At 59.1% G+C, this 15,286-nt stretch carries 16 protein-coding genes and 3 pseudogenes; 17 read left to right on the top strand and 2 right to left on the bottom strand.

The genetic code is table 11. The annotated features are described in order from the left end of the window. Positions 1 to 116 precede the first annotated feature (116 nt). The 10 genes and pseudogenes from PDO_RS01300 to PDO_RS28875 form a co-directional block, all read left to right on the top strand. Positions 117 to 1,145, top strand: coding sequence for a putative urea ABC transporter substrate-binding protein (locus PDO_RS01300; protein WP_007596815.1), 1,029 nt, complete (start codon positions 117 to 119; stop codon positions 1,143 to 1,145). An 86-nt stretch (positions 1,146 to 1,231) separates the two neighbouring features. Next, a complete protein-coding gene (locus PDO_RS01295; RefSeq protein ID WP_007596813.1) occupies positions 1,232 to 2,050 on the top strand; it encodes an ABC transporter permease in 819 nt (272 codons plus the stop codon). Between the two features lies 1 nt (position 2,051). Next, complete coding sequence (locus PDO_RS01290; RefSeq protein WP_007596811.1) at positions 2,052 to 2,840, top strand: ABC transporter ATP-binding protein; 789 nt, start codon at positions 2,052 to 2,054, stop codon at positions 2,838 to 2,840. A gap of 16 nt (positions 2,841 to 2,856) precedes the next feature. Further along, complete coding sequence (locus PDO_RS01285) at positions 2,857 to 4,170, top strand: NtaA/DmoA family FMN-dependent monooxygenase (RefSeq protein ID WP_007596808.1); 1,314 nt, start codon at positions 2,857 to 2,859, stop codon at positions 4,168 to 4,170. 68 nt (positions 4,171 to 4,238) lie between these two features. Further along, positions 4,239 to 4,775, top strand: a complete 537-nt coding sequence (locus tag PDO_RS01280; protein ID WP_007596806.1) for a flavin reductase — start codon at positions 4,239 to 4,241, stop codon at positions 4,773 to 4,775. Between the two features lie 96 nt (positions 4,776 to 4,871). Further along, complete coding sequence (locus PDO_RS01275; protein ID WP_141649783.1) at positions 4,872 to 5,066, top strand: hypothetical protein; 195 nt, start codon at positions 4,872 to 4,874, stop codon at positions 5,064 to 5,066. Between the two features lie 268 nt (positions 5,067 to 5,334). Further along, positions 5,335 to 6,045 carry a 7-cyano-7-deazaguanine synthase QueC gene (gene queC / locus PDO_RS01270; RefSeq protein WP_007596803.1) on the top strand — a complete coding sequence of 237 codons (711 nt, stop codon included), beginning with the start codon at positions 5,335 to 5,337 and terminating at the stop codon, positions 6,043 to 6,045. Beyond that, complete coding sequence (gene queD, locus PDO_RS01265) at positions 6,045 to 6,401, top strand: 6-carboxytetrahydropterin synthase QueD (RefSeq protein WP_007596802.1); 357 nt, start codon at positions 6,045 to 6,047, stop codon at positions 6,399 to 6,401. The genes queC and queD overlap by 1 nt, the downstream gene beginning before the upstream one ends. Next, positions 6,398 to 7,132 carry a 7-carboxy-7-deazaguanine synthase QueE gene (gene queE / locus PDO_RS01260; RefSeq protein WP_007596800.1) on the top strand — a complete coding sequence of 245 codons (735 nt, stop codon included), beginning with the start codon at positions 6,398 to 6,400 and terminating at the stop codon, positions 7,130 to 7,132. The genes queD and queE overlap by 4 nt, the downstream gene beginning before the upstream one ends. 334 nt (positions 7,133 to 7,466) lie before the next feature. Continuing rightward, positions 7,467 to 7,790, top strand: a pseudogene (locus tag PDO_RS28875) (LysR substrate-binding domain-containing protein); the annotation flags it as partial. A 13-nt stretch (positions 7,791 to 7,803) separates the two neighbouring features. On the opposite strand, the gene PDO_RS01255 reads toward PDO_RS28875, so the two are convergent. After that, positions 7,804 to 8,274: an Lrp/AsnC family transcriptional regulator gene (locus PDO_RS01255; RefSeq protein ID WP_007596798.1), complete on the bottom strand. Its 471-nt coding sequence runs from the start codon at positions 8,272 to 8,274 to the stop codon at positions 7,804 to 7,806. Between the two features lie 185 nt (positions 8,275 to 8,459). On the opposite strand from PDO_RS01255, the gene PDO_RS01250 reads away from it, so the two are divergent. Genes PDO_RS01250 through PDO_RS01225 form a run of 6 tightly spaced genes read left to right on the top strand, consistent with a single transcriptional unit; the run spans position 8,460 to position 13,705 of the window. Continuing rightward, on the top strand, positions 8,460 to 9,254 hold the full coding sequence (locus tag PDO_RS01250) for an ABC transporter ATP-binding protein (RefSeq protein ID WP_007596797.1): 795 nt from the start codon (positions 8,460 to 8,462) through the stop codon (positions 9,252 to 9,254). 40 nt (positions 9,255 to 9,294) lie between these two features. Then, positions 9,295 to 10,065, top strand: coding sequence for a transporter substrate-binding domain-containing protein (locus tag PDO_RS01245; RefSeq protein ID WP_007596796.1), 771 nt, complete (start codon positions 9,295 to 9,297; stop codon positions 10,063 to 10,065). A 21-nt stretch (positions 10,066 to 10,086) separates the two neighbouring features. Beyond that, the gene (locus PDO_RS01240) at positions 10,087 to 10,812 is read left to right on the top strand and encodes an ABC transporter permease (protein WP_007596795.1); all 726 of its coding nucleotides are present in this window, start codon (positions 10,087 to 10,089) and stop codon (positions 10,810 to 10,812) included. Positions 10,813 to 10,827: 15 nt separating this feature from the next. Next, positions 10,828 to 11,517 (top strand): ABC transporter permease, encoded by a 690-nt coding sequence (locus PDO_RS01235; RefSeq protein ID WP_007596794.1) that lies wholly within the window; start codon positions 10,828 to 10,830, stop codon positions 11,515 to 11,517. A 20-nt stretch (positions 11,518 to 11,537) separates the two neighbouring features. Then, on the top strand, positions 11,538 to 12,770 hold the full coding sequence (locus tag PDO_RS01230) for a trans-sulfuration enzyme family protein (RefSeq protein ID WP_007596793.1): 1,233 nt from the start codon (positions 11,538 to 11,540) through the stop codon (positions 12,768 to 12,770). A gap of 23 nt (positions 12,771 to 12,793) precedes the next feature. Continuing rightward, positions 12,794 to 13,705, top strand: a complete 912-nt coding sequence (locus PDO_RS01225; protein WP_007596792.1) for a homocysteine S-methyltransferase family protein — start codon at positions 12,794 to 12,796, stop codon at positions 13,703 to 13,705. A gap of 453 nt (positions 13,706 to 14,158) precedes the next feature. Here the strand turns inward: PDO_RS01225 and PDO_RS01220 are convergent. Further along, positions 14,159 to 15,028 (bottom strand): annotated as a pseudogene (locus tag PDO_RS01220) (sensor domain-containing diguanylate cyclase); the annotation flags it as partial. A 53-nt stretch (positions 15,029 to 15,081) separates the two neighbouring features. Here PDO_RS01220 and PDO_RS01215 point away from each other — a divergent pair. After that, positions 15,082 to 15,286: pseudogene (locus PDO_RS01215) on the top strand (IS6 family transposase); the annotation flags it as partial.

The raw sequence follows: 15,286 nt of genomic DNA, 5'->3' as shown, positions 1-15,286 counted from the left end.
TTAAACGATTGCTTAGTTATTGGCAATCCTCAGAGAGAACAGTCCTGGAGACAAGCCGATGAAACGTATTTTTCGTTGCCTTCGCTCAATCCGCCCTCCTGCTTCTGGTCGCGTGTGTGACGCTGTCCACATCTGCATTTGCAGCGCCAAAGACCACATTCAAGGTTGGCTATTCCATCTATGTCGGCTTCATGCCGATGGGCTATATCAAGGAATCCGGCATCCTGAAAAAATGGGCCGACAAATACGGCATCGAAATCGAGATGGTGCTGGTCAACGACTATGTCGGATCCATCAACCAGTTCATCGCCGGCGATTTCGATGCGGTCGGCGTCGCCGGCATGGATGCGCTGACAATGCCGGCTGCCGGCGGTGTCGATACCTCGATATTTCTGATTACCGACTATTCGAACGGCAATGACGTTCTGATGTCGAAATCCGCGGCTTCCGTTGCCGATCTCAAGGGCAGGGATGTCTATCTCGTCGAGTACAGCGTGTCGCATTACCTGCTCAACCGCGCTCTCGTGATGAACGGGCTGAGCGGTGTCGGCGAGGTGAAGACGGTCAACATTTCTGATGCCGATATTTCCGCTGCCTATCTCGCCAATGACGAAATCCAGACTGCCGCCTCCTGGAAGCCGATGACCGCCGACATGCTGGCCGGATCGAAAGATTCCAAGGTCCTGTTCGACAGCTCGCAGATCCCTGGCGAGATCATGGACGTCTTCATCGGGAATACCGCTGTGATGAAGGAAAACCCGGATTTCGGCAAGGCGATGACCGGGGCATGGTATGAGGCGCTTGCTGCCATCAAGGCAGGCGGCGACGCTGCCAAGCCCGTCAACGATTATATGGCAGGTGCTCTCGGCACGGATGATGCCGGCCTGAAGACGCAAGTCGATACGACCTTCTTCTTCTACACGCCGGCAGACGCGGCAACCTTCCTCACCGCCGCCACGACCAAGACGGCGATGGACGATATCCGCAAATTCTCCTTCGACCGCGGCCTGTTCGGTGAGGGTGCGACCTCAGTGGATGCGATCGGCATCGAGCTCGCCGATGGTTCGCTACTGGGAGATCCGGCGAATGTCAAACTGCGGGTGGATGCATCCTACACCAAGCTGGCCGCCGAAGGCGGGCTCTGAACGACGCAGACACTTGGCAAGCACGCATTGCAGCTGAAGTGAGGTCGAGCCAGGGATGACGAGGCAGGGATGAAGAGGATGAAATCGTGAAGCGCATCATCAACTATCCTCCCTCCAGGGGGCAACGCCTCTTCCTTGGCATTCTGCCTTTTTTGCTGATACTGCTGGTCTATGTCCTCGCATCAGAGGCTAGGCTGTCGGTCAATCCGACCGACAAGCTGATGCCGGCCCTGACCTCGTTCAAGGCGGCGATGGAACGCATGATGTTCACACCCGACAAGGCGAGTGGAACGCTGCTGTTCTGGTGGGACACCTATCTTAGCCTCTGGCGGCTGCTTGTCGGGCTCGGGCTTTGCGCATTGCTCGGCCTGGTTCTTGGAACGCCGATCGGCTTCATTCCCCAGCTGCGTGCGGCCTTCGATCCGGTTCTGGCCGCCATCTCGCTGGTGCCGCCGCTGGCGGTATTGCCGATCCTTTTCATCCTGTTTGGTCTCGGCGAAGTCTCGAAGATCGTGCTGATCGTCTTCGGTGTCGCGCCCTGCCTGATGCGCGACGTTGTTCTGCGCATCGATGCGATTCCGCGCGAACAGATCATCAAGGCGCAGACGCTCGGCGGCTCGACTTGGCAGATGATGATGCATGTCATACTGCCACAGATACTGCCAGGTTTGATCAATGCCGTACGCCTGCAGCTCGGGGCGACCTGGCTCTTCGTCATCGCGGCCGAAGCGATCACCGCTGAAGGGGGTCTCGGTCACCGTGTCTTTCTCGTTCGCCGTTATCTCGCGATGGATGTCATCCTGCCTTACGTCATCTGGATCACGCTGCTCGCTTTCCTCATCGATCTGGCATTGCGCAAACTCTCGGCCCGGCTGTTCCCCTGGTCCGTGCTGAAGGAGGGATGACATGGTCGAGATCGTCATCGACAAGGTCTGGAAGGAATACGGCGACACCGTCATTCTGGAAAATGTCAGCCTGACCCTGAAAGACCATGAATTCCTCTCGATCGTTGGCCCGAGCGGTGTCGGCAAGACGACGATGCTGCGCATGCTGCTCAGCCAGGAAGTGCCGACGCGTGGCCAGATCCTGATCGACGGCGAGCCGATTGCCGGCGAGCCGACCGATGACCGCGGCGTCGTATTCCAGCGATATTCGGTCTTTCCGCACAAGACCGTGCTTGGCAATGTCATGCTCGGTCCGCAATGGCGCGGTTCCGCTTTCCTTGGCATGCTGTTCGGGGATCGCCGCAAGGCCTTGCGCGACCGTGCGATTGCGCTTCTCGAGCGGGTCGGCCTGAAGGATGCGATCAACAAATATCCGCAGCAGCTGTCCGGCGGCATGCAGCAGCGGCTGGCGATTGCCCAGGCACTTATCATGCAGCCCAAGGTTTTGCTGCTCGACGAACCCTTCGGTGCTCTCGATCCGGTCACGCGCAAGAGCATGCATGTGCTGATCCGCGAATTGTGGAACGAGCGGCAGATGACCATCGTCATGGTGACGCATGACATGGGCGAGGCCTTCGAGCTTGGCACCCGCGTCATCGCCATCGACAAGCACCGCAAGGATCCGCATGCGCCGGAGCGTTTTGGCGCCGGCATCATTTCCGATTTCGAGGCCAAGCCCCTGATCGTGCGCGACTCGGCCCGCTTCGAGCTGAGCCGCGCGACCGTTATCCCCCTGCACCAATATCGCTGATCAAGAGGAGTTCCCCATGGCGACCAAACCGATGCACCTCGCCTGGTTCATGAATTTCACCCCCGACGAATGGCGCGAGCCTTTCGGTCAGGGCGGAAGCCCGTGGGATGGGCGCTTCTACATCGAAATGGCCCAGACCCTCGAACGCGCCTGCTTCGATTACATCATGATCGAGGACAAGCTGATGGTACCGCAGACCTATGGCGGCTCGCGCGATATCGCCCTGAAGAACGCGATGATGGTGCCCAAGCATGATCCGGCGCCACTTGCCACCGCCATGGGCATGGCGACCTCCAGGCTCGGCGTCGTGGCCACCATGTCGACCATGGCCTACCCGCCCTTCCTGCTCGCCCGTCTCTGCTCGACGATCGACAGCCTGACGCGCGGTCGTTTCGGTTGGAATATCGTGACCAGCGCCGAGGATCTGGCGGCGAAGAATTTCAACATGGACAAGCTGCCGCTGCGCGAGACGCGCTACGAGATGGCGGACGAATATCTCGAGGTGGTCAACAAGCTGTTTGCCAGCTGGGATACCGACGCCGTGGTGCTCGACCGTGAAAACGGCATTTATGTCGATCCGTCCAAGGTCCGCACAATCGACCATTCCGGCAAGCATTACCAGGTGCGCGGCCCGCTCAACACGGTGCCGTCGCCGCAGCAGAAGCCGCTCTATGTGCAGGCGGGTGCCTCGCCGCGCGGCCGTGACTTTGCTGCCCGCCATGCGGATTCGATCATCTCGGTTGCTTCTGGCGTCAAGGAAATGAAGGCATTCCGAGACGATATCCGTCTGCGGGCGGAAAAGATCGGCCGTGATCCCGATGAGATCAAGGTTCTGTTCTGCATCACGCCGACGCTCGGCGAGACAGAGTTCGAGGCACGGGAAAAATACAAGCGCCAGCTGTCGTCAGAGCATTTCATCATCGACACCCTGTCGTCGCTGTCGGCCATCACAGAGATTGACTTTGCCCAGTTCGAACTCGACCAGCCTCTGCCGGAAAAGCTGGTAACCAATGGTGAATCCGGTACGCTCGACAAGTTCCAGCAATGGGGAAGCGGTAAGACGCTGCGTGAACTGGTCGTCGATGGCGGTGGCGGCCTTGTGTCTTCCGTCGAGCTGATCGGCACGCCGGATCAGGTGGCCGAGCGTATGGGCGAGGTAATGGCGGAAGTCGGCGGCGACGGATTCCTGATCACGACGCCGGTATTGCGCGTCAGCCGCCGCTATCTGGCGGAAGTGGCAGACGGCCTCGTGCCGGCGCTTCAGAAGCGCGGCCTTGCCCGCACCAGCTACAAGCACGAATTGTTACGCGACACTTTGCGCGAATTCTGAGCCTCGACGGCGGGCATCCGTGCCCGCCGTCCCGTTCTGCTGCAAACAGCCCGACGCGGAGGAATTCCATGACGATGATGACAGAACCCCATGCCGAACCTTCAGCGATCGGATCCGTTCTGGTGCCGGTGACGCGGGAAACCTATCGCGACGGTATGGCCTCGTTCGCCGCAGCCGTGAATGTCATTGCCTCCCATGGTCCGGCCGGCCTTGCCGGCTTCACCGCGACGGCAGTGACCAGCGTCACCGATGATCCGCCGACTTTGCTGGTCTGCCTCAATCGCAAAAGTTCGGCGGCACCCGCCGTGCTGGAAAACAGGGTCGTCTCGGTCAATGCCCTAGCGCCCGGCCATGAAGCGGTGTCGGCGCTATTCGGCGGCAAGACGCCGATGGCCGATCGTTTTGCGGCAGCCCGCTGGACTTACGGCAAGTCCGGCGCTCCCCTGCTCGAGGATGCACTCGTCTCCTTCGACTGCACGGTGACCGAGACAGTCGAAGTTGGCACCCATATCATCCTGATGTGCCAGGTCATCGATGTGTGCGCCAGCGACCGGCAGGAGGCACTTGTCTATTTCAAGCGCGCCTATCAGGCAGTTTGCCCCTAGGTCATTTCCACTTGCGGCTCCATCCCCGCCGCGGAAAGTTTCGGGCGTTGTATGGACCATGGAACTCCGGCCAGCTGGCACTTCCCGGTTTTCCTGATGAAAACCGAAGAGCTTCGTTATATGGGGATTTTCGCATTCTTCGATCTCCCGGTCGGCACCAAGATGGGGCGGCGAACCGCCGACACCTACGGCATAGAGACTGTCTGCCGCCTCTGCTCGTTTCTTCCGCTTGCGGGACTTCTGACCTGGTTTCTGCCGAGGATCGATGAGGTAAAAAAGAAGCAAACGTGAAATCTGCGCAATCATTGTGGCCGCAGGACGAACCTGCGGACGATGCGAGCGGGGTGGCTTTTTTTGCAAAACCCGTCGTATAACCTTTCAGGTTCTGTAAAGCATTGTTATCCCACGCGTTCGTTATAGTACGCCGGTTCAGATCTCACTAAGACCCGCAAACTTACGCGCGACGTTATCTCCTGTCTTCACAACGGGGCATGTTTGTCTTACAAGACACCCGCAATCCGGTCGCAGCCCACCCGGTCAAAACAAGGGATCCAACATCGTGAACACCATCGTCATCTGCTCCGGCGGATTGGACTCTGTTTCGCTCGCCCATAAGGTGGCAGCGGAACACCAACTCGTCGGCCTTCTCTCCTTCGATTACGGACAGCGGCATCGAAAGGAACTGGACTTCGCCGCCGCATGCGCCAGGCGGCTGGGCGTTGCCCATCAGATCATCGACATCAGCAATATCGGCGCCCATCTCACCGGCTCGGCCCTGACCGACGATATTGCCGTTCCGGACGGGCACTATGCCGAGGAGACGATGAGAGTGACTGTCGTCCCGAACCGCAACGCGATCATGCTGGCCATTGCCTTCGGGCTTGCGGCGGCGCAAAAAGCAGACGCCGTCGGGGTCGCCGTGCATGGCGGCGATCATTTCATCTACCCCGACTGCCGCCCCGGCTTCATAGACGCATTTGAGGCGATGCAGAGCCAGGCTCTCGACGGTTATGCCAGCGTCTCGCTCTACGCGCCCTATGTTCGTATATCGAAGGCCGATATCGTGACCGACGGGGCGAGCAACGGCACCCCGTTTGCCGAGACCTGGTCTTGCTACAAGGGTGGTGCGCGCCATTGCGGCCGCTGCGGAACCTGCGTCGAGCGTCGGGAGGCGTTTCATCTTGCCGGGGTTGCCGACCCGACCGACTACGAGGATCCGGATTTCTGGGTGGCGGTGACCACCGGCTTCTCCGTCTCGGAGGAGAAGTAGTGTTCCGGATCACCAAGGAATTTCACTTCTCCGCCTCGCATCGACTCACGCGTTTGCCGGCCGAACATCAATGCGCGCGCCTGCACGGCCACAACTACGTTGTCGAGGTGGAACTGTCGGCTATTACCCTGAACGGCGACGGCTTCGTTCGCGACTACCATGAGCTTGGACCGCTCAAGCACTATATCGACGAGAGCTTCGATCACCGACACCTGAATGACACTCTCGGCCATGGCCAGGTCACGGCGGAATATCTCGCAAAGCATTTCTACGACTGGTGCAAGGAGCGGCTGCCGGAAACCTCGGCCGTGCGCGTCAGCGAAACGCCAAAGACGTGGGCGGAATACAGGCCATGACCATTGGGGAGACGCAGATACGTATCAGTGAGATCTTCGGACCTACGATCCAGGGGGAGGGTGTGCTGATGGGCCTCCCGACTGTTTTCGTCCGGACCGGTGGCTGTGACTATCGTTGCTCGTGGTGCGATACGCTGCATGCGGTTGCGAGCGAATATCGCGATCAGTGGCTCCCGATGTCGGTTGACGCGATCTGGCGGGAGGTGACAAGGCTTTCCGGTTCCAGACCGCTTACGGTCTCGCTCTCGGGCGGCAATCCGGCAATCCAGCCGCTTGGCGAACTGATTGAGCACGGACATCGCGACGGCTATCGCTTTGCGCTGGAGACCCAAGGCAGCATTGCCAAGGACTGGTTTGCCAATCTCGACGTTCTGGTGTTGAGCCCGAAGCCGCCGTCAAGCGGTATGGAAACGGACTGGGATGCCTTTGATGCCTGTCTGCGTCTGGCCGGCAAAGGTCCGCGGATCGCATTGAAAATCGTTGTCTTCGATGACGATGATTACGCCTATGCTCGCAACGCCGCGGCCCGCTACACAAGTCTTCCGGTTTACCTCCAGCCCGGCAATCACACACCGCCGCCACCCGATTGCGACACAGCGAAGGTGGATATTGACGGCATCATGGACCGGATGCTCTGGCTCATCGACAGGGTTACGGCCGACCGGTGGTTCGAGGCGCATGTGCTGCCGCAACTGCATGTTCTGCTCTGGGGCAACAGACGCGGCGTCTGAGGCAGCCCGCGTCTCCCCAGCTTCAGGTAAGCATCAGATTGCTTTCTGCAGCGTCAGGGCACATGCACCGCCTCACGGCGTCGCTTGGTACTGGCGCGTCGGCTGTCGCGTGAGTCTAAACCATCATTTTCCATTTCAATGTGATCCGGTCAGGCAGCGAAAAGTTGTTTGTAGGCAATTGATTACAACGAATTGGGTAGGTTGGCGCGAAACGGAAAACGAGTCAAATCCTGCTGTAGCTCAAAAGACGGGCCTATCCGCGCCGACTGCCAATGCCGCACTTGCGGATTTGGAACATTTGGGAAGCCTCGATGAGGTGACCGGCCGCAAACGAGGCGGAGTCAGCGATATCGATCTATCGACCGAGATCACCCGGTCGGTGACTGGCAAGACGGTAACGCGGATCAAATCGGCACGATCTATACGGCCACCAGCGGTGTGTTGCCACGGTTTCTGGTAAAGTTCGACCGGTCGGATCCCGACATCCAGCTGCATATCCAGAGCGGCTCAACCGATAACATCATCCGGGACTGGAGAATGGCCAGAACGATCTCGGCTTCATCCGGCCGGTGGAAAACACGGCAGTCTTCGCTTCATGAGCATGGCAAGCGATAAGTATCTGCTCGCCGTCCCCAACAACAAGCTGGCGGCGAAACGAGGTCTCGATGTCGTCAGTCCTTGATCGGAATGTGAAGGCCCGTCTTGATGTCGCGCAGGACGACATTCGTGTGCATGCGTTTGATCTGCGGGTTTTCCGACATCAGTTGAGCGCTGATGTCGTCGTAGTGTTCTACGTCGCGGGCGGTGATGATGGCGACCAGATCAACCTGGCCGGTGACGTAGTAGACCTGCTGGATGTTGTCCTGTTTGAGCGCCCAGTTCTTGAAGCGGACCAGGGCGTCGTAATTATCACGCTCGATCTCCATGCCGGCAATGAACGTCATCGGGTAATTGGTCGACTTGCGGTCAACCACTGCGATCTCGGCGGTGATGATGCCCTCGGCTCTCAGCCGTTTCAATCGACGCTGAACGGCGGAGGGTGACAAGCCGACCATGGCAGCGATGGTTTCGGCCTTTCGCTGGCAGTCGCGCTGCAGGATATCAAGAATGTTCCTGTCGAATTGATCCATTCGTTCCGTCATGGCGGAATTCCCAGCTTTGAGTGTTCGGCAGCAGCCTTACGACACAGGCTGTCGGATGGCTACGGAATCCGAGCGTCAGAACTAAACTTTTTGCATAATTTTGGCGTCAATTTCGAAAAATGCGCGGGAAATATGTGCAATTGCGCCTTTATGGTCGTGTGGAAGCCTAATTGCCACGGATTGCAATGAACGAACCCGTCACCGCCGCGTTGGACGTAACCGACATCCACAAAAGTTTTGGCGAGACCGAGATCCTCAAGGGTATCTCGCTAAAGGCCATGCGCGGCGATGTCGTTTCGATCATCGGTTCGTCCGGCTCGGGAAAGAGCACCTTCCTTCGCTGCATAAACCTTCTGGATGCCCCCGACCGTGGCCGGATCGTCATTGCTGGTGAGGAAATGCGCCTGAAACCCGGCCGTAGGGGTGGTCTGGAGGCGGTTGATCGACGCCAGCTTGAGCGTTTGAGAACCGGGCTTGGAATGGTGTTCCAGAGCTTCAATCTCTGGGCGCATCGAACCGTGCTGGAAAACGTGATCGAGGCTCCCATACATGTGCTGAAGGTTCCGCGCCGCGAAGCGATCGAAAAGGCGGAGTCCCTGTTGGCCAAGGTTGGGCTCTATGACAAGCGGAATGTCTATCCGGCTTTTCTGTCGGGTGGCCAGCAGCAGCGTGCGGCGATTGCGAGGGCGCTCTGCGTCGATCCTGCCGTGATGTTGTTCGATGAGCCGACATCCGCACTCGATCCCGAACTCGTCGGCGAAGTGCTCAATGTTATTCGCGCGCTCGCCGAGGAGGGACGCACGATGTTGCTCGTAACCCATGAGATGGCCTTTGCCCGCGACGTCTCGAGCCATGTGATGTTCCTCGATCGCGGTCGGGTCGAGGAGGAGGGGCCTCCCGACCAGATCTTCGGAAATCCCAAAAGCGCCCGTTGCAGAGAATTCACCGGCGGACTTTCCGGCCGCAGGTCCGACGCTTGACCTATTGATCCTTAAACCACGAACCAGGGGAAATACGACAATGAAACTGATCTCGCTTTTGCTGGCCGGTGCCGCAGTTGCCGCCACCGCCTTTAGCGCTCAGGCCGAGGTCCGCTTCGGTATCATGAACGAGGCCTATCCGCCCTTTTTCGCCAAGGATGCTGCCGGTACCTGGAACGGCTGGGAAATCGACCTCATGAATGCTGTTTGCGCTGAGATGAAGGAGACCTGCTCGGTCGTGGACGTTTCCTGGGACGGCCTGATTCCGGCGCTCCAGTCGAACAAGTTCGATGTCATCTGGTCGTCCATGTCGATCACCGACGAACGCCTGAAGACGATCGACTTCACCGACAAATACTACAATACGCCGAGCAAACTGATCGGGCCCAAGGATGGCGCGCCTGGGGCGGCGCCAGAAGCGGTTGCCGGAAAGACAATCGGCATTCAGGTTTCGACGGTCCAGTCGGAGTATTTCAAGGCCTATTTTGCCGAGAAGGCGGAGGAACAGACCTATCAGACCCTGGATGAAGCCTTCCAGGACCTGGCTTCAGGTCGTATCGACTATGTCTTCGGCGACGCTATTCCGCTTTCCGACTTTCTCAAGACCGACTTTGGCAAGGATTGCTGCGCCGATATGGGCGATGTCGCGGATGATCCTGCGGTGCTGGGCATCGGTATTGGTGGCGGCCTTCGCAAGGACGATGCCGCACTGAAGGCAAAGCTGAATGCTGCGATCGCCGCCGTCCGCACGTCTGGAAAATATGACGAGATATCGAAGAAGTATTTCACCTTCGACGTCTACGGCAAGTAGACGGCAAGGAAACGGCCGAGGATGGCGGCGAACCCGATGACAGTTTGGCAATTGTTGGCGCTCGAGCCTCCCGGCTGGGGCGGCGCCTTGCTGAGCGGCGCCGCGAGCACTGTCGCCATCTCGGCTTCTGCCTTTGCCATCGGTTTGCTGATTGGGTTTGGCGGAGCGATTGCGAAGCTCGCTGGCAACCGGCCTCTGGCTTTGACACTCAATCTCTATACCGCAATTATCCGTGCCGTGCCCGAGTTGATCCTGATCGTCGGGCTCTACTATGCCGGAACGGACGGTCTAAACCGCCTGCTTGCAGCTTTTGGACTGCCCGCTGTCGAGGTCAACGGTTTTGTCGCAGCGGTTGCCGTTCTCGGGTTTGTTCAGGGCGCCTACATGACCGAGGTTCTGCGGGGGGCGATCCTTGCGATCCCCGTGGGTCAGATCGAGGCGGCGCGCGCCTTCGGCATGTCGCCGCTTCTGCGGTTTCGCCGTGTCACCCTGCCGGCACTTCTGCCCAACGCATTGCCGGGTCTTTCCAATCTGTGGATGTCCGTCACCAAGGACAGCGCTCTGGTGGCCGTCGTCGGATATCAGGAACTGGCGCTGACGACACGCCTGGCAGGTGCCAATACCAAGCAATATTTCCTGTTCTTTCTCGCCGCGGCCATCCTTTATCTGGCGATTACGCTTGTCTCCAATCTTGTCGTTCACTGGCTTGAGCGCCGCCTGCGCCGCAGCCAGCCTGTCGTGGCCTGATCGGAGGCGCTGTCAATGAAATTCGACTGGCTGGCAAAATATTGGCCGCTCCTGATTGACGGGGCTTTCCAGACCGTGGCGCTGCTCGTCATTTCGGTCAGCCTCGGTTTTCTGCTGGCGATCGGCCTTGCCTTTGCCCAGGTCAGCGGGGGATGCGTCTTACGCAGCCTTGCGCGTTGGTTCTCCACGGTGTTTCGCGGCACGCCGTTGTTGATCCAGCTCTGGCTGCTCTACTACGGCATCGGCTCGCTGCTGCCGATGGTTCCGGGCCTGCGCCAGAGTTTTCTCTGGCCGCTTCTGCGTGAAGGTTTCTTCTTCGCTGCCGTGTCCTTTACCCTGAACTACGCAGCCTACGAAGCCGAAGTTCTGCGCGGGGCGCTTCTATCGGTGCCAAAGGGCGAGCTGGAGGCGGGCAGGGCGCTCGGCATGAGCCGCTTGACCGTGGTGCGCCGCATATGGTTGCCCCGTGCCATCCGCATTGCCTTGCCCACCATCGCGGGTGAGGTCGTGCTTCAGCTCAAGGCGACACCCCTCGCTTTCACTGTGACGGTCATGGATCTATACGCGGTCGCCTACAAGATCCGGCAGGACACACTGCTGGTCTATGAGCCACTTCTGGTCGTCACCCTCTTCTATGTCGCACTGACCGCCCTGATCACCCGCGCCTTTGGTGTGGTCGAGGCGCAGGTGCCCATCCGCCGCTGACAGTGCAGGAGAGACTCCCGATGCCGGATAACTTCGTGACCCGTCCGCTTCCTTCAACGCTCAGTGCCGAGACCCTTTCGCTCGACGCAGGCCTCATCGTCGATCCCTCGACTGGGGCGATCGCGCCCAATATGTCGATGTCGGTCAACAACGTCCTGATGCCGGGCGACGGAGCCTTTTCGGCGGACGGTATCGAGGATCTTGCTCAATTGCCCTACCTCTATGCCCGCTGGACAAACCCGACGGTAAGGCAGCTAGAACAGCGTCTTGCGGCTCTTGAGGGCGCGGATGATGCGCTTGCCAGCGCCACCGGAATGGCGTCGATCGCCGGCATGCTGTTCACCTTGCTCAAGGCCGGCGATCATCTTGTCGTCTCGGATGTCTGCTACGCCGGTGCGGTCGAACTCACGCAACGTGTATTGCCCGACTTCGGTATCGAGGTCACGCCGGTCAACATGGCCCGTCTGGACGAGGTCGAGGCTGCGGTCCGACCCAATACACGCCTCATTCATTGCGAGAGCCCCGTCAATCCCATCCTCAGGGTTGTCGATCTTCAGGCCTTGGCAACGCTTGCCCATCGGCACGGGGCGCTGATCTCGGTTGACTCGACCTTTGCCACACCCGTTGCAACCCGGCCATTGGCCCATGGTATCGATCTTGTCCTGCATTCGCTGACCAAGTTCATCAATGGACATGGCGATGTACTCGGTGGCGCGGTCATCGGTCGGCGCGAACTGATCGCCCGCATCCGCGCTCGGGCCGGCGTCTATCTCGGAGCGACCCTTTCGGCCCAGTCCGCCTGGCTCATCATGCGTGGCATCGACACGCTTTATCCCCGCGTGCGCCTCGTATCAGAAACAGCAATGGACGTTGCACGTTTTCTCGAAGCCCATGGCGAGGTCGAGCGGGTGATCTATCCGGGCCTTGAGACGCATCCCCAGCACACATTGGCGAAACGGCAGATGGATGTCTTCGGCGGCATGATCGGCTTTCAGACCCACAATCCCAAGGCCGTTGCTCAACGGTTCGCCGAGCGATTGAGGGTCATTCACTATGCCTTTTCTCTTGGTCATCAACGCAGCCTCGTGGTCCTTCTCGACACCGAGGAGATGATGGCGTCGACCTTCCGTCTCACCGGAAACCAACTGGCTGATTATCGCGCCCATGCCGGCGACGGGCTGTTTCGCCTGTCGATCGGGCTTGAGGCTAAGGCAGATATCCTGGCCGACCTCGATCAGGCACTGACCCCTTGACCGCATCTCACGGAGAACTGACCATGAAAGACATCCTCATCCTCGACGGTGGCGTGAGCCGCGAACTTCTCCGTCTCGGCGCGGAGCTAAAGCAGCCCGAATGGTCCGCTCTCGCCTTGATGAATAGTCCTGAAATTGTTCGTCGCGTGCATGACGAATTTATCGTGGCAGGCGCCGATGTCGTCACCACGAATTCTTATGCGCTGGTTCCCTTCCATATCGGCGAGCAAGCCTTCGAACGGGATGGGGCTTCGCTTGCCGCCTTGTCTGGAAAGCTTGCCCGCGAGGCGGCTGATGCAGCCGGTCGCAAGGTTCTCGTGGCGGGATCGCTCCCGCCGATCTTCGGTTCCTACGAGCCTGAGAATTTCGATCCGGCCCGGGTGCAACACTATCTGAGAGTCCTAGTCGCCAATCTGGCGCCCTATGTCGATGTCTGGCTCGGCGAGACGCTCAGCCTCATCGCTGAGGGCGAGGCGGTTCGCCAGGCGATCAAGGTGTCGCCCAAGCCCTTGTGGATTTCCTTCACTTTGGCCGATGACGCAGCGCAGATGGCAGGGGGGGAGGCGAAACTTCGTTCTGGCGAAACCGTGCGCGCGGCTGCCGAGTGGGCGGCAAGCTCTGGTGCGGAAGGCTTGCTGTTCAATTGCGCCCGCCCGGAAGTCATGAAGACAGCGGTCGAGACAGCGTCAGTCGTTTTTCGCAAAAACGATTCGGTGGTGAAAATCGGGGTCTATGCCAATGCCTTCGAGAGCGATACCGATGACCAGGCGGCCAACCAAGGTCTTCATGACACCCGGGAAGACCTCACCGGTGACGTCTATTCCCGCTTCGCCTGCGAATGGGCCGATGCGGGGGCGTCGATGATTGGTGGTTGTTGCGGTATCGGCGCACACCATATCCACATGCTGGCGGATACCTTGCGCAAGGCCGGTTGAAACCTCGTCATATATTGCTGAGGCCGGGTGATGGCGCGCGACGTAGTTTATTGTCGTTGATGCCGCCGCAAGAGCCGGTCGGCCGTTGTCGGTAGATCAATCCAGGTGTCCGGCGTCCACGCGCTAACGGTGTGTGCAGCCATGACCGGTTTTCGTTGTATCGGTCGCCAGTCCTGGGAGTGACCGTATGTTGCGGGCAATCAGGCAGTCGTTGTGTGATCGGCCGAGGAAGGTTTCCCGCCGACAGGCGCTGTGGGCCCGCGCAGCATCAGATGGACATCTCTTGGCGGAGGTGCCGCCGGATCTCTGCCCTTGATCGATCCATGGTGGTCAGCCATGTACATCTGTATCGGATTGACCAATAGGATGCTTGCAAGTCGGCGACCCTGCCAGTTCGGCTGTGGTTGGTTCAGCGGCAACAGCTAAAGGACGCCATTTCAATACCTTCGATCTCTACTGAAGTGAAGCAGTCACTCCGCCCGAAAGCGTCCGCGCAACCGATTGATTGCGACCGTTCTCTTTCGCTTCATAGAGGGCGCCATCGGCTTCTGAAAGGATACGCGCTGAGCCGAAGTGCAAGCCTTTCCCCGTGGCTGTCGAGATTCCTATACTAGCGGTCATTCGCCCGAACTCGCTCCCCGCATGTGGAATGTACTCGTAGGCCAGGAAACGAGCAAATTCGTCGGCAACGATTGCAGCGCCCTTTTCGTCGGTGTTCGGAAGCAGAACTACGAACTCCTCGCCGCCATAGCACGCAACGAGATCCGCCGCACGCTTCACCGACCTGTCGAGACATCTTCCTACGGCGCGCAGGCAGTCATCACCGGCAAGATGGCCATAGGTGTCGTTGTAGGCTTTGAAGCGGTCGACATCGATTATCAGGACACTGAGCGGCATACCCTTGCTGATACAATGTTCGGTTTGGGTCGCAAAAACCCGATCGAAAGCGCGGCGATTAGTGAGATTGGTCAGTCCATCCGTGTCTGCAAGGGCGCTCAACTGGTTAGCCGATTCCTGGAGAGCGATTTCCGCCTGCTTCGTTGCCGTGATGTGAGACACGACGACCATTGCCGTGCCATCATGGGCGAGCCGGGTTTTAAGTGCGCGCCACTCGCCGTTCTTAAGCTGGATTTCTTCGTCCTTGTTGACAGGAAGGCTTGCTGCCGCCAACTCGATCCATTGCTCTGAAGCCACGTCGGGCATGTCGATACGCTCGCCCGTTTCCGCTACCCTGCGCAATATGTCGCTGATATGCGCACCGACGACCCGGGCGTCGCGAAAAAACGGGAATGCATCCCGATATTGCTCATTGCAAAAGACAAGGGGGTGATGTCAGGTTAGCTGGAGATGAAGTTGTTGGCTGGTAGTTGGCAGCCATGCTCCAGCCCAAAGTCAGTTACAAGCGTCATCGCTACCCATCGTCTGTGATCGCGCACGCGGTCTGGCTTTACATTCGATTTCCGTTGAGCCTGCGGCTGGTGGAAGAGATGCTATTGGAGCGCGGTATCGTCGTTTCTTATGAGACGATCCGGTGTTGGGCGAAGAAGTTCGGTCCAGATTATGCTGGACTTGGACGGGAGC

It is taken from the genome of Rhizobium sp. PDO1-076 (assembly GCF_000247475.1).
Taxonomy (GTDB): Bacteria; Pseudomonadota; Alphaproteobacteria; order Rhizobiales; family Rhizobiaceae; genus Allorhizobium.
Note: the sequence above shows the minus strand (reverse complement) of the source record. Positions and strands in the feature narration are given on the sequence as shown.